The sequence below is a fragment of the Sphingopyxis sp. 22461 genome (assembly GCF_052044915.1).
Taxonomy (GTDB): Bacteria; Pseudomonadota; Alphaproteobacteria; order Sphingomonadales; family Sphingomonadaceae; genus Sphingopyxis.
Window position 1 is genome coordinate 250,895 of the sequence record NZ_JBQENY010000005.1, and the last position, 13,685, is coordinate 264,579.

A 13,685-nucleotide genomic window follows, 5' to 3' on the forward strand; every position below is an offset into this window, starting at 1 on the left:
ACGTCGATAACATTGAGTCGGAAAGGACAGGCGGATGAAAACCTTGCTCTACGCTCTCGGACCGATGCTGTTCGACTCGCTCGGCGTGCTCGTCTTTGCGGTGCTGCTGGTCGCCGGTGCGGGGATCGTGCCCGCGACGATTGCGGGCACCGTCGTTGCTCTCGCGGTCGTCGGTTATGAATTGGTGCGTGGCAAGAAAGTCGCGGCGCTGCAATGGATCAGCCTGGCCTCGGTGCTCTTCACCGCTGCGGCGACGCTCTTTACCGGTGACCCGCGCTTCGTGATGGCCAAGCCGACGATCGTCTATCTGATCGTCGGGTCGGTGATGCTCCGCAAGGGCTGGCTCAATCGTTATATTCTGCCCGAACAGCTGGCGCTGGTCGGCGATGTGATGGACAGGTTCGGAATGATCTGGGCGGCGTTGATGTTCACGAGCGCGGGGCTGAACCTCGTCATCGCGCTCTTCTTCACCGCATGGTGGCCGCTGTTCATCGGGATTTTCCCGCTGGCATCGAAGTTCGGGCTGTTCGCGGTCCACATCGCGGTGGTGCATTTCATCGGGCAGGCGCGGCTGCGCCGCCGCGCGGGCGGCGAGCTGCAGCACATTTCGCCCGTCATCCCAGCGAAAGCCGGGATCGCTGGCGGCGTGGAATGACGACAGCGGCTCCCGCTTTCGCTGGGGCGACGTAACCTATTACTCGGCGTCGAGCCCGTAAGCGGTGTGGAGGACGCGCACCGCGAGTTCGGTTTCATCCTCGTCGATCAGCACGCTGACCTTGATCTCGCTGGTCGAGATCGCCTGGATGTTGATGCCGCGGTCGGCCAGCGCGCGGAACATCGTGCTCGCGACACCGGCGTGGCTCTTCATCCCGACGCCGACGACGCTGATTTTCGCGACCTTGTCGTCGCTGATGATGCGGTTGAAGCCGATCTTGTCCTTCGCGGCTTCGAGCAGGTCGATCGAGCGGATGAGGTCGATGGCGGGAACGGTGAAGGTCACGTCGGTCTCGCCCTTTTCGCGGCCGACGTTCTGGATGATCATGTCGACGTTGATCCCGGCCGCGGCGAGCGGGCCGAAGATGTTCGCGACCGCGCCCGGCTTGTCGGGCACGCGCGTGACGATGATCTTCGCTTCATTCTTGTCGTGGGCGATGCCGGTGATCAGCTGCCGTTCCATCTGATGTTCCTCTATTTCCTCGTCGCTGACGATCATCGTGCCTTTTTTGGGAGCCTCGTCGCCCTCGACGAAGCTCGAGAGCACCTGCACGCGCACGCCCTCTTTCATCGCGAGCCCGACCGAGCGCGTCTGGAGCACTTTGGCGCCGACGCTCGCGAGTTCGAGCATTTCCTCATAGGTCACATAGTCGAGCTTGCGCGCACGCGCGACGATGCGCGGGTCGGTCGTGTAGACGCCGTCGACGTCGGTGTAGATGTCGCAGCGATCGGCCTTGAGCGCCGCCGCCACCGCGACCGCACTCGTGTCCGACCCACCGCGGCCGAGCGTCGAGACGCGGCCGTCGTCCATCAGGCCCTGGAAGCCCGGGATCACCGCGACCTCGCCCTTCGCCATCGCGGCGCCGAGCGCGCCGGTGTCGATGTCGGTGATGCGCGCGCGGGCGTGGGCTTCTTCGGTGCGGATCGGGAGCTGCCAGCCGAGCCAGCTGCGCGCGGGGGTGCCCATGGCTTGCAAGGTGAGTGCGAGCAGCCCCGAGGTGATCTGTTCGCCCGCGGCGACGACGACGTCATATTCGGCGGGGTCGTAGCGCGGGTTCGCCTCGCGGCAGAAACCCACAAGCCGGTCGGTTTCGCCCGCCATCGCCGAGACGACGACCGCGACCTCGTTACCGTTGGCGACTTCGCGCGCGACGAGTTTCGCCACGGTGCGAATCCGCTCGGTGCCCGCCATCGACGTGCCCCCGAATTTCATCACGATCCGCGCCATGTCGCCCCGCTTTCTCAATCTGGTTTCGGCCGCAACTTTTCCGAGCATTTCTGCGGCGCTCGCGCTGTTAGGCAAGGGGGCGGGCGATGGCAAGGCCGGCATCGTATGCGCGCGATAGAATTTCTTGCATGGCGCGAGGCACGGTGCCACATCGCGGGGCATGAGTGCCGCCACGATCAACCCGCACGAAGCCGCCCATTTCGGTGCGCTCGCCGCCGACTGGTGGGACCCGCACGGCTCGTCGGCGATGCTGCACAAGCTCAACCCGGTGCGGCTTGCCTATATTCGCGATCAGATCGACGCGCATTGGCATGTCGATGCGCGCGAGCGTTATGCGCTTGCCGGGCGCAGCGCGATTGATGTCGGGTGCGGAGCGGGACTGCTTGCCGAACCGCTGGCGCGGATGGGCGCCAAGGTGACGGGTGTCGATGCGGCACCGGAAAATATCGCTGCCGCGCGCGATCATGCGACGGGGCAGGGGCTGTCGATCAGCTATTTTGCCGGCGAACTCGCTGCGCTGGCGCCCGCGACCTTCGACCTCGTCACCTCGATGGAAGTCGTCGAGCATGTCACCGATCCGGCCGCCTTTATCGGCGAACTCGCGGCGCGGCTCGCGCCCGGCGGGCTGATGATCCTGTCGACCCCCAATCGCACGATGCTGTCAAAGCTGCTGCTCGTCGAGGCGGCGGAGCGCGTCGGCGCAGTGCCGCGCGGGACGCACGACTGGGATCAGTTTCTGAAGCCCGAGGAACTGACGAAGCTGCTCGAAGACGCGGGGCTGGAGGTCGTCGACCGCACCGGCCTGTCGCCGTCGCCTGCCAAGGGCTTCAAGCTCGGCGGCAGCGAGGCGCTCAACTATCTGGTCGCGGCACGGTGGCCGGGCTGACCCGCGACCCGCGCGTCGATGCCTATATCGCGAAGGCGCAGCCCTTCGCGCAGCCGATCCTCAATCACCTTCGCGAACTGGTCCACAAATACGCCCCGGGCGCCGAAGAGACGCTGAAATGGGGCGTGCCGGCCTTCGTGCTGAAGGGGCAAAATCTCGCGGGCATGGCGGCGTTCAAGGGCCATGCGACCTTCGGTTTCTGGCGCGACGAGGAGGTCACCGGATCGCCGCGCGATACCGGGGCGATGGGCAGCATGGGACGGCTGGCCTCGCTGGCCGACCTGCCCTCCGACACGGAGATGGCAGCATTCATAGCCAAGGCGGCGGCGCTCTGTGCCGGGGGCAAGCCGAAACGCCCGGCGCCGAAGCCCAAGGCGGCGCTCGATCTGCCGGCCGATCTCGGCACGGCGCTGAAGGCCAATACCGCGGCGCAAGGCCATTGGGACGCCTTCTCGCCCGGCAAGCGGCGCGATTATATCGAATGGGTGCTCGAGGCGAAGCGCGAGGAAACGCGCGTCAAACGCATCGAAACGATCGTCGCGCAGGTCGCCGAGGGCAAGGACCGGAACTGGAAATATAAGGGCTGCTAGTTAATCGATCACCCTGCTGAATGCGGGGGAGGGCTTCGTGCGTCGTTGTCCGTCGCGATAGGTTCCATAGGCCATGCAGGCGAGCGCTGGCAGCGACCAGAAGGCACTGGCCGCGAACACGATGAACGGGTTGAGGTTACGGAAAACCAATATGCTCACCGACGCCGCCATACCGACCACTAGAAAGCCGGCAAACCAAATGGGCCAAAAGCGATTTCTCGTTAATGCAAGGTAGAGCGAGTATGTGAAAATCGAAGCATCGATCGGAATGATATAATAAAGGTAGGAAGGAAAGGGAAAATTTGCTTGAATGGCATGGGTTATTATTGATGAAATCAATAGATATAAGCAGAATCTACGCTCGACAGTTTCACCGAAAATCGATGATATGGCGAGCGTAGATAGAAGGTAGAAGTAGAATAATGCTTGTATCATTGAATCCCGTTGAATCTAAGGCGTGATCTGTTCGTTCTGCGCCGCCAGGGACGCTTGGCTCGGGAGGCCGCCGGGGCAGCCGAAGCCGACTTCCCGCAGATTGCTCTTGCTCTGTATCTGCTGAAGCTGGCTAAGAGCCTTAATCAGTTTGGTTCGGCCCGCCACGACTTGTGTCATGCTGTCGGTCACCGCTTCCAGCAATTCTTGCGTCGCGCCTGCCGGCAGATCGGAGGCCGTGGCTGCTTCGACGATGCTGGCCGCCATCCGGGCTTGGGCGAGATAGGTGGCATCCACCGACGCCATCGTTGTCCGCGTATCCGCTGCAACCACGGTCCCGACCCCTTGTTCTATCTTGTGCATCACATGCCTCCTCCATCGATTGGTCATGGATGCTTCCGAAAAATGCTACTGAACAGCTCAATTACCCCCGCAACGGTTATTGTGATGGCGGCGAACGCCATTGTGGCGGCAATTGCTATCAAGCCGATATGTGTAATCCGGCGCGCCGCCGTTTCCTCATTCGGCGAGCCTCCAAACGGCGGTAGAAAATAGCTGCGCCGCGGCCTTGGATGAGCGGTCATATCGCCGGAATGTTCTGATTCATTGCTGCTGGTTTTTGTTTCGTTCCCGATGTGGGATTGATCGCCAAATTGCTCCGCCATCTCCAGGATTTGAGCTGCGATGGCGCGCGATGAACAGCCAAGCCTTTCGGTCGCCGCGTTCAGATGATTGTCGACCGTCGACGGAGCAAGCGACAGCAAGCGCCCGATCTCTTTGGAAGTAAGGCCATTTCTGACAAGTATCAGGCATTCACGTTGACGTCCGCTAAGGCGCGCGGCCAGAGCGGCGGCTTCGGGCGGCAAAGGAAAATTCTGCTTCACTTTGGATTCAATTGCTGAGTCGTGGGGCGATGGCCGAGCCTAGTACCTATGCTTAATGCCGCCTAGGCAGATTGGCCGGGTAATTGGTGCCAATGGTGTAACGATCTTTGTTGCGTCAATTCGGTACGCAGAACGACACGGCGGATTTGCCATAGCTCCGGAGGGTCATTGGGTGCGGGGGCGTGCCAATGGCTGCTTACTGTCCAGTCGGGTGGCGCCGACTGCACCCGCCATTACCCGGTCGTTCAGGATGTGGGTTAGAGAAAGGGGGGCAGCTGCGGATTTAAAAATCCACATCCTCATAATATTTCGGCGGCGTTACGATCTCCATCCGCTCTGCCAGCAATGGCCGAAAACTCGGGCGCGATTTCAGCCCCGAATACCAGCCCTTCGTCTGTTCGTGCCCCGTCCAGTCGATCCCGCCAAGATAGTCGGCGACCGAGATATGCGCCGCGGCGGTCAGGTCGGCGAGGCTCATCGTCGCGCCGGCGAGCCAGGTGCGGTGGTCGATGAGGTAATCGACATAATCGAGATGGTTGTTCGCCGCCTTCATCGCCTCGCGCAGCGCGCCGCCGTCGGGCGGCTGGCGGTGGACGATGCGCTTTTGCATGCGTTCGAACAGCAGGGGGCCGGTGACTTCATAATAGAAGTCATGATCGAACCACGACGTCAGCCGGCGGATCTCGGCGCGGTTCGCCGCGGTGCCGTTGATCATCGCCTTGCCTTCGACGGTTTCCTCGAAATATTCGGCGATCGCCATGCTGTCCATCAGCACCTGGCCGCGCGCCTGATCGACCATCACCGGGGTGCGCCCCGCCGGGTTCAGATCGATGAACTCGTCGCGGCGCTCCCACGGCGATTCGCGCACCAATTCATAACCGACGCCCTTTTCGCCCAGCAAAAGGCGAACCTTGCGCGAAAAGGGACAGAGCGGGAATTGATAGAGTTGCCACATGTCCCCGGCATAGCGGCAGCGGGGCGCCGCGCGCAACGCCTATGGCGCGCGCCGGCCCAGCGATTGTGGATTAAGCGTCAGCGGCGCGATGCCTCGCGCTCGCGTTCCCATTGCGCCGCGAAGTCGCGCGCCATGTCCTTGAGCACCGGCGCATAAGCCGCGAGCGCCGAGGCGGCGTGCCCGGCCATGCGCGTGCTCGCGCGGACGTCGGCGCCCATGCGCTCGGCATATTCGGGGTCGCGGCCGGTCACCTCGCCGAGCGTGGCGTCGGGCGGGATATAGGCGGCGTCGGATTCGGGATCGATCTGCGCGACGGCTTTCGCGAGCGGGCCAACCTGCATCTGCATCAGCGCGCCCACCATCGCCGTGATCGTGTCGGCCATCCGGTCCTGCGTCACGGGGTCGTTGAGCGTCGCAACGGCGCCCTGCATTTCATTGGCGGCCGCCGGCAGCGGCGCGGCGAGCGCGAGCAGGGGAAGGGCGATCAGCGTGAAACGGGTCATGGCTCCATCCTTTCGAAGGACGCAAGGGTTCAGCAAAGCGGCGGTTATAGGGAAGCGACGCTTTCGCTGGGGTGAACGCGCCCGGTGATGCGGTGAAACGTATTGCACGCGCGACAAAACAATATGATCCGTCGCCCCCGCGAAGGCGGGGGCTGAACCGCGGTGTCGTGACAAGCCGACAGCGGCCCCCGCCTTCGCGGGGGCGACGGATATTACTCGGCCGCCACCACCTCAGCTTCGGCATCGCTCAGCGGATGCGCGAGGCGGGTCAGCATTTCCTTCGGGCAGATCTGCCAGAACTGGTCCCGCCAGCGGTCCCAGTCGGCGAGGACTTCGCTCGACCATTTGCTGCCCGTCGCCTGGGCATGATCCTCAACGAGTTCGCGCAAGGTTGCTTCCCAATGCGCGCTGTCGATCCGTTGCCAAACGATCGATTCGGCGTTGGCGCGGCGTTCGAACTGGCCGTCGGTGTCGAGGATGAACGCCATACCGCCGGTCATGCCCGCGCCGAAGTTCGACCCGACAGGGCCGAGGATCACCGCGGTGCCGCCGGTCATATATTCGCAGCCATTGGCGCCGCAGCCCTCGACGACGACCTTTGCGCCCGAGTTGCGGACCGCAAAGCGCTCGCCCGCCTGACCGGCCGCGAGCAACGTCCCCGCGGTCGCGCCATAGAGCACGGTGTTGCCGATGATGCTGTTGTGCTGGCTGACGAGCGGGCTCGACACGGTCGGGCGCACGACGATGCGGCCGCCCGAGAGGCCCTTGCCGACATAGTCGTTCGCGTCGCCGAACACTTCGAGCGTGATGCCCTGGCACAGGAAAGCGCCCAAGGACTGGCCCGCGGTGCCGCGCAGGCGCACCTGCACATGATTGTCGGCGAGCCCCTTCATTCCGAAGCGCGCGGTGACCTCGGCCGATAGTCGCGTGCCGACGGCGCGGTGCGTGTTGCGGACGTTGTAGGTGAGCTGCATGCGCTCGCCACGCTCGAACAGGGGCTTCGCGTCATTGAGGATCTGCGCGTCGAGGCTGTCGGGCACCGGGTTGCGGAAGCTCGGGCCTTGCGAACGGCGCTGATCGTCGGGGGCGTCGACCTTGGCGAGGATCGGGTTCAGGTCGAGGTCGTCGAGATGTTCGGCGCCGCGGCTGACCTGACGCAGCAATTCGGTGCGGCCGATCACCTCGTCGAGGCTGCGGCAGCCGAGCTTCGCGAGGATTTCGCGCACCTCCTCGGCGATGAAGGTCATCAGGTTGATGACCTTCTCGGGCGAGCCGGTGAACTTCTGGCGCAGCTTCTCGTCCTGCGTGCAGACGCCGACGGGGCAGGTGTTCGAATGGCACTGGCGCACCATGATGCAGCCCATCGCGACGAGGCTGAGCGTCCCGATGCCATATTCCTCGGCGCCCAGGATCGCGGCGATCACGATGTCGCGCCCGGTCTTGAGCCCGCCGTCGGTGCGGAGGCGGATGCGGTGGCGCAGGCCGTTGAGGGTGAGGACCTGATTGACTTCGGACAGGCCCATTTCCCACGGCGTGCCGGCGTATTTGACGCTGGTTTGCGGCGAGGCGCCGGTGCCGCCGGTGTTGCCGGCGACGAGGATGACGTCGGCGTGCGCCTTGGCGACGCCCGCCGCGACGGTGCCGATGCCCGCCGAGCTGACGAGCTTGACGCAGACGCGCGCCTTGGGGTTGATCTGCTTCAGGTCATAGATAAGCTGCGCCAGATCCTCGATCGAATAGATGTCGTGGTGCGGCGGCGGGCTGATCAGCGTCACGCCCGGCGTCGCATGACGCAGGCGCGCGATGAATTCGGTGACCTTGAAGCCCGGAAGCTGGCCGCCTTCGCCGGGCTTGGCGCCTTGTGCGACCTTGATCTCGATCTCGTCGCACGCGCCGAGATATTCGGCGGTGACGCCGAAGCGGCCGCTCGCGATCTGCTTGATGTTGCTGTTGGCGTTGTCGCCGTTCGCATAGGGGCGATAGCGTTCGCTCGCTTCGCCGCCTTCCCCCGACACGGCTTTCGCGCCGATGCGGTTCATCGCGATCGCGAGCGTTTCATGCGCCTCGGGCGACAATGCGCCGAGCGACATGCCGGGGGTGACAAAGCGCTTGCGGATCTCGGTGATCGCCTCGACGCTGTCGAGCGCGACGCCTTGCGCCGGATAGTTGAACTCCATCAGGTCGCGCAGATAGATCGGCGGCAGGTCGGCGACGCCGCGCGCGAATTGCAGATAGGTCGAATAGCTGTCGGTCGCGACCGCGGTCTGGAGCAAATGCATCAGCTGCGCCGAATAGGCATGCGCCTCGCCGCCCGCGCGCTGGCGATAGAAACCGCCGATCGGCAGCGTGGTGACGCGCTTGTCGAACGCCGCGCTATGCTTGTCGGTCGCGTTGATGAAGAGCGACTGATAGCCCTCGCCCGAGATCTTTGCCGGCATGCCGGGGAACAGGTCGTTGACGAGCGCGCGCGACAGGCCGACCGCCTCGAAATTATAGCCGCCGCGATAGGAGGAGATCACCGCGATCCCCATTTTGGCGAGGATCTTGAGCAGCCCGTCGTCGATCGCCTTGCGGAAACGCAGGCGGCAGTCGTCGAGGCTCAGCTCGCCGAACAGCCCGCGCGCCTGACGGTCGGCGATCGCCGCTTCGGTCAGATAAGCGTGGACGGTCGTCGCGCCGACGCCGACGAGCACCGCGAAGGCGTGGGTGTCCAGAACCTCGGCCGAACGGACGTTGATCGAGGCGTAGCTTCGCAGTCCCTTGCGGACGAGATGCGTGTGGACTGCGGCGGCGGCGAGGACCATCGCCATGCCGACGCGGCCTTCGCCGATCGACTGGTCGCTCAGGAACAGTTCGGAGCGTCCCGCACGCACCGCATCCTCGGCCTCGCGGCGAACGCGCGCGATCGCCTCGCGCAGCGTCGACGCATCGCCGCCCGCGGCGAAGGTGCAGTCGATGTCGGCGACCGCATCGCCGAAATAGGCGCGGAGGCGATCCCAGTCGTCGCCGACGAGCACGGGGCTGTCGATCACGAGGACGTGGTCGCTCTGGCCTTTCTCGTCGAGGATGTTCGCGAGGTTGGCAAAGCGCGTCTTCAGGCTCATCACATGCCGTTCGCGCAGGCTGTCGATCGGCGGGTTGGTGACCTGGCTGAAATTCTGGCGGAAGAATTGCGCGACGTGGCGCGGCTTGTCGGAGATGACCGCGAGCGGCGTATCGTCGCCCATCGAGCCGATCGCTTCCTTGGCGTCCTCGACCATCGGCGAGAGGATCAGTTCCATGTCCTCCATGGTCAGCCCGGCGGCGACCTGACGGCGCAGCAGTTCGCTCCGGTCCCATTGCGGCAGGCTCGCCTTACCGCCCTTCGGCAAGTCGGCCATCGTGCGGAAACCCTTGACGCGCGAGCGATAATCCTGCGCGTCGGCGATCTTGTCTTTGATCGCGAGGTCTTCGTAGAGCGTGCCGTCGTCGAGATCGACCGCGATCATCTGGCCGGGGCCGAGGCGGCCCTTCTTGCGGATGCTCGCCTCGGGGAGCAGCACCATGCCGCTTTCGGAGCCGACGACGAGCAGATTGTCGGCGGTGAGCGTATAGCGCAGCGGGCGCAGCGCGTTGCGGTCCATGCCCGCGACCGCCCAGCGGCCGTCGGTCATCGCGAGCGCGGCAGGGCCGTCCCACGGCTCCATCACGCTGGCGAGGTAGGAGTACATCGCGCGGTGGTTGTCGGGGACGTCGCATTCGGTCGTCCACGCCTCGGGGACGAGGATCAGCTTCGCGGTCGGCGCGTCGCGGCCGGCGCGGCACAGCGCCTCGAACACCGCGTCGAGCGCAGCGGTGTCCGACGCGCCGGCAGGGATCACCGGCTTGATGTCTTCCGAATGCTCGCCGAACGCGAGGCTCGCCATCTTGATCTCGTGGCTCTTCATCCAGTTCTTGTTGCCGCGGATCGTGTTGATCTCGCCATTATGCGCAAGGCAGCGGAACGGCTGCGCCAGCCACCATTGCGGGAAGGTGTTCGTCGAATAGCGCTGGTGGAAGATCGCGACGCGGCTCTCGAACAGCTTGTTCGTGAGGTCGGGATAAAAGTCCGCAAGGCTTTCCGCGAGGAACAGGCCCTTGTAGATGATCGAGCGCGCCGACAGGCTGCAGATATAGAAGTCGGCGATCTGCGCCGCGATGACCTTTTTCTCGATCCGGCGGCGGACGAGATAGAGCTGCTTTTCGAACTCGGCGATCGACTGTTCGTCGGGCAGGGGGCCCGCGATCATGATCTGCTCGATCTCGGGGCGCGTGCGCTGCGCCTTGTCGCCGATCACCGAGACGTCGACGGGCACCTGGCGCCAGCCGTAGATGGTGAAGCCCGCGTCGATGATCTCGGCCTCGACGATCGTGCGGCATTCTTCCTGCGCGCCCAAGTCGGTGCGCGGCAGGAAGACCATGCCGACGGCGAGACGGTTCGGGCGCACCTTGTGGCCTGATGCTGCGATCGCATCGTCGAAGAAGCGGACGGGCAGGTCGACGTGGATGCCCGCCCCATCCCCGGTCTTGCCGTCGGCGTCGACCGCGCCGCGGTGCCAGACGGCGCGCAAGGCTTCGATCGCCGCCTCGACGACGCGGCGCGACGGCTTGCCGTCGGTCGCCGCGACCATGCCGACGCCGCAGGCATCGGATTCCATGTCGGGGCGATACATGCCTTCGGCTTCGAGCCGCGCGTGATCGGGGGTGGGATAGTGGGTCATCATTGTCGTCCTGACGGGTAGGTGTCTAGTTGTTGGGCAGTTTTGAACGCTTGCTCGCATTCGCCTCCGCTTCCTCGGCGGCTTGCTGCGCGGCGAGCGAGGCGTTTTCGTAAGCGGTTTCGAGTTCCTCGACGCGCTTCAGGTCGGCGGCCGACCAGTTGCCGCGGTCGTAGGCGGGGTCAACGACCGCAGCGTCCACGGCTTCGGCGGCGGCAGCTGCAGTCGCCACATCGGCAGCCGCATCGACAGCATAATCGTCGGCAGCTTCAACCGCGACCGCCTCGGTCGCTTCGACGGCATCGTCGGTCGCGCTGTTCCACTGGTCGCGCTGTTCCTTCAGCAGCTTCACATCGACCTTCATCAGCTTGGCAAGCTTGGCGAGTTCCTTGTCGTCGAAGTCGGAGAGCTGCTTTTCCTTCGGCAGATCCTTGAAATCCTTCTCGAGTTCGGGCGCGCGGTCGATGAATTTGGTGATCAGCGGCGGCACCGCCTTGATTACCGCGAGCATCACCTCGGGATCGGCCTGCAGCGCCATCCATTCATTGGCGTAGAGTGTGCCGGTGGGCGTCGCGAGGAAGCCGTTGATGTCGGTGAGCTGCGCGCCGGTGAACTTGCGCGCATAGGCTTTGGCGAGGCCGCTCCGCATCGGCGGTTCCATGTCGCCCAGCACTTCGCTGATCAGCGGCTTGATCACCTTGGTGATCTGGTCTTCGCGTTCCTTGCGGTGCGGGTCGAACATGTCGGCGACCTTGGCCTTCGTCGCTTCGTCGAGCTTGGCGATCTGTTCGCTTTCGACGCCGGTCTGGATCGAGAGCATCAGGTCCGACTGGCCGCCGAACTCGCCCATGATCGTCTTGAACATCTTGCCGTAGAGATTGTCGACCATCTTCTCGATGCTGCCGGCGGGGATCAGCGCGGCGGTCGTCTGCTCTGCGAGCGTCAGGCGGGCAGGGTCGATCGGCGGCAGGCTGCTCGTGTCGAACATTTTTTCGACGAGGGCGATCGCCTCGTCCATTTCCTTCTGCATCTTCGCCTTGGCCTCGGCGGCAGCGGCTTCGCTGTCGTACGGGGCGGCGGTCTCATCCTCGACGGGCGCCGCGACGACCTCGGCGACCGGCGCTTCCTTCTGCGCGGCATGGGCGGATGCGCCCAGCGGCAGCATCGCGGCAGCACCGGCAAGCAGGATCGATTGGAACGACGGCATCATATATTTCCTTCCCTGTTGGTCATGCCGCCTTCTTTTCGCTTTTCGCTTTGGCTTTCAACCACTTTGCCATCTGTTCGCTGACGTCGCGTCCGTCGCGGATGCCCCAGACGACCAGGCTGGCACCGCGCACGATGTCGCCCGCCGCGAAAACACCGGGCAGGCTGGTCATCATCGTCTGGTGATCGACGCGCAAAGTGCCCCAGCGCGTGACCGACAGGTCGGGCGAGCCGAACAGGTGCGGCAGCTCCTCGGGGTCGAAGCCCAGCGCCTTGATCACCATGTCGGCGGGCACGTCGAACTTGCGGCCGGGGTCGGCTTCGGGGCTGCGGCGCCCGCTCGCGTCGGGCGCGCCGAGGCGCATGCCCGCAACCGCGACCTCTTTCACATGCTTGTCGGCGGTGAAGCTTTCGGGGGCGGAGAGCCAGACGAATTCCACGCCTTCTTCTTCGGCGTTCGCGACCTCGCGCTGCGACCCCGGCATATTCTCGCGGTCGCGGCGATAGAGGCACTTCACCGACTTCGCGCCCTGGCGCACCGCGGTGCGGACGCAGTCCATCGCGGTGTCGCCGCCGCCGATGACAACGACATGCTTGTCTTTCGCATCGAGGCGACCGTCGTCGAACGCCGGGACGGTGTCGCCAAAGCTCTTGCGGTTCGACGCGATCAGATAGTCGAGCGCCGCGATCACGCCGTCGGCGGCATTGCCCGGCACGTTGATCTCGCGCGCCTTGTAAACGCCGGTCGCGATCAGGATCGCGTCATGCTTCTGGCGCAGTGCATCGAGCGTCGCGTCTTCGCCGACCGCGAAGCCGAGGTGGAAATGAATGCCGCCCTCGACCAGCCGGTCGATGCGGCGCATCACGACATCCTTCTCCAGCTTGAAGCCGGGGATGCCATAGGTGAGCAGCCCGCCGGCGCGGTCGTGGCGATCATAGACATGGACCTCGTGCCCCGCGGCGCGCAGATATTCGGCGGCTGTGAGGCCTGCGGGCCCGGCGCCGATGACGCCGACCGACTGGCCGGTCGCGGCGCCCGCGTGCAGCGGCTCGACCCAGCCCTCGGCCCAGGCGGTGTCGGTGATATATTTCTCGACGCTGCCGATAGTCACCGCGCCATGGCCCGAGAATTCGATCACGCAATTGCCTTCGCACAGGCGATCCTGCGGGCAGATGCGGCCGCAGATCTCGGGCATCGTCGAGGTTGCGTTGCTGAGCTCATAGGCTTCGCGCAGCCGCCCCTCGGCGGTCAGGCGCAGCCAGTCGGGAATGTGATTGTGGAGCGGGCAGTGCACCGAGCAATAGGGCACGCCGCACTGCGAGCAGCGCGCCGCCTGTGCGTCGGCGTCGGGCGCGGCGTAGCGCTCGGCGATCTCGCGAAAGTCGCGCGCGCGTTCTTCGGCGGAGCGCTTGTCCGGATAGGATTGTTCACGCTCCACAAACTGGAGCATGCGATCGGAAGCCATGCAATATCCTCTTCTGGATAGGCGAATTGCATGGGCAAAATTGGCCTGTCACGACCAAATTGCAAGTTAGGACAGTATTACTAAC

The 13,685-nt window shown here is 64.6% G+C and carries 12 protein-coding genes; 3 read left to right on the forward strand and 9 right to left on the reverse strand.

Going from position 1 to position 13,685, the window contains the following annotated elements; all coding sequences use genetic code 11:
* The first annotated feature begins 34 nt into the window (after nucleotides 1-34).
* On the forward strand, nucleotides 35-655 hold the full coding sequence (locus tag ACTJI5_RS10650) for an inner membrane-spanning protein YciB (protein WP_440860269.1): 621 nt from the start codon (nucleotides 35-37) through the stop codon (nucleotides 653-655).
* Nucleotides 656-694: 39 nt separating this feature from the next.
* On the opposite strand, the gene ACTJI5_RS10655 is transcribed toward ACTJI5_RS10650, so the two are convergent.
* On the reverse strand, nucleotides 695-1,942 hold the full coding sequence (locus ACTJI5_RS10655; protein ID WP_310255408.1) for an aspartate kinase: 1,248 nt from the start codon (nucleotides 1,940-1,942) through the stop codon (nucleotides 695-697).
* A 160-nt stretch (nucleotides 1,943-2,102) separates the two neighbouring features.
* Here ACTJI5_RS10655 and ubiG point away from each other — a divergent pair, with 160 nt between their 5' ends.
* On the forward strand, nucleotides 2,103-2,828 hold the full coding sequence (gene ubiG / locus ACTJI5_RS10660) for a bifunctional 2-polyprenyl-6-hydroxyphenol methylase/3-demethylubiquinol 3-O-methyltransferase UbiG (RefSeq protein WP_440860270.1): 726 nt from the start codon (nucleotides 2,103-2,105) through the stop codon (nucleotides 2,826-2,828).
* Nucleotides 2,816-3,418, forward strand: a complete 603-nt coding sequence (locus tag ACTJI5_RS10665) for a YdeI/OmpD-associated family protein (RefSeq protein ID WP_440860271.1) — start codon at nucleotides 2,816-2,818, stop codon at nucleotides 3,416-3,418. Before ubiG ends, ACTJI5_RS10665 begins: the two co-directional genes overlap by 13 nt.
* On the opposite strand, the gene ACTJI5_RS10670 is transcribed toward ACTJI5_RS10665, so the two are convergent.
* The 8 genes from ACTJI5_RS10670 to ACTJI5_RS10705 all read right to left on the reverse strand — a co-directional run bounded on the left by ACTJI5_RS10670 (nucleotide 3,419) and on the right by ACTJI5_RS10705 (nucleotide 13,600).
* Entirely contained in the window at nucleotides 3,419-3,577 is a 159-nt protein-coding gene (locus tag ACTJI5_RS10670; RefSeq protein WP_156419692.1) for a hypothetical protein, read from the reverse strand.
* Between the two features lie 291 nt (nucleotides 3,578-3,868).
* A complete protein-coding gene (locus tag ACTJI5_RS10675; RefSeq protein WP_440860272.1) occupies nucleotides 3,869-4,213 on the reverse strand; it encodes a hypothetical protein in 345 nt (114 codons plus the stop codon).
* 23 nt (nucleotides 4,214-4,236) lie between these two features.
* A complete protein-coding gene (locus tag ACTJI5_RS10680) occupies nucleotides 4,237-4,734 on the reverse strand; it encodes a response regulator transcription factor (protein ID WP_440860273.1) in 498 nt (165 codons plus the stop codon).
* Between the two features lie 283 nt (nucleotides 4,735-5,017).
* Complete coding sequence (locus ACTJI5_RS10685) at nucleotides 5,018-5,689, reverse strand: glutathione S-transferase family protein (protein WP_058537165.1); 672 nt, start codon at nucleotides 5,687-5,689, stop codon at nucleotides 5,018-5,020.
* A 77-nt stretch (nucleotides 5,690-5,766) separates the two neighbouring features.
* Nucleotides 5,767-6,192, reverse strand: coding sequence for a hypothetical protein (locus tag ACTJI5_RS10690; protein WP_440860274.1), 426 nt, complete (start codon nucleotides 6,190-6,192; stop codon nucleotides 5,767-5,769).
* Between the two features lie 212 nt (nucleotides 6,193-6,404).
* Nucleotides 6,405-10,934, reverse strand: coding sequence for a glutamate synthase large subunit (gltB, locus tag ACTJI5_RS10695; protein ID WP_440860275.1), 4,530 nt, complete (start codon nucleotides 10,932-10,934; stop codon nucleotides 6,405-6,407).
* A 22-nt stretch (nucleotides 10,935-10,956) separates the two neighbouring features.
* A complete protein-coding gene (locus ACTJI5_RS10700) occupies nucleotides 10,957-12,135 on the reverse strand; it encodes a DUF2059 domain-containing protein (protein ID WP_440860276.1) in 1,179 nt (392 codons plus the stop codon).
* Between the two features lie 22 nt (nucleotides 12,136-12,157).
* The gene (locus tag ACTJI5_RS10705; RefSeq protein WP_440860277.1) at nucleotides 12,158-13,600 is read right to left on the reverse strand and encodes an NAD(P)-dependent oxidoreductase; all 1,443 of its coding nucleotides are present in this window, start codon (nucleotides 13,598-13,600) and stop codon (nucleotides 12,158-12,160) included.
* Nucleotides 13,601-13,685: the final 85 nt, after the last annotated feature.

Bases quoted from the DNA above. Each gene is read 5' to 3' on its own strand.
- ACTJI5_RS10650 (WP_440860269.1), top strand. From the start codon at position 35: ATGAAAACCTTGCTCTACGCTCTCGGACCGATGCTGTTCGACTCGCTC.
- ACTJI5_RS10655 (WP_310255408.1), bottom strand. From the start codon at position 1,942: ATGGCGCGGATCGTGATGAAATTCGGGGGCACGTCGATGGCGGGCACC.
- ubiG (WP_440860270.1), top strand. From the start codon at position 2,103: ATGAGTGCCGCCACGATCAACCCGCACGAAGCCGCCCATTTCGGTGCG.
- ACTJI5_RS10675 (WP_440860272.1), bottom strand. From the start codon at position 4,213: ATGCACAAGATAGAACAAGGGGTCGGGACCGTGGTTGCAGCGGATACG.
- ACTJI5_RS10685 (WP_058537165.1), bottom strand. From the start codon at position 5,689: ATGTGGCAACTCTATCAATTCCCGCTCTGTCCCTTTTCGCGCAAGGTT.
- ACTJI5_RS10690 (WP_440860274.1), bottom strand. From the start codon at position 6,192: ATGACCCGTTTCACGCTGATCGCCCTTCCCCTGCTCGCGCTCGCCGCG.
- gltB (WP_440860275.1), bottom strand. From the start codon at position 10,934: ATGATGACCCACTATCCCACCCCCGATCACGCGCGGCTCGAAGCCGAA.
- ACTJI5_RS10700 (WP_440860276.1), bottom strand. From the start codon at position 12,135: ATGCCGTCGTTCCAATCGATCCTGCTTGCCGGTGCTGCCGCGATGCTG.
- ACTJI5_RS10705 (WP_440860277.1), bottom strand. From the start codon at position 13,600: ATGGCTTCCGATCGCATGCTCCAGTTTGTGGAGCGTGAACAATCCTAT.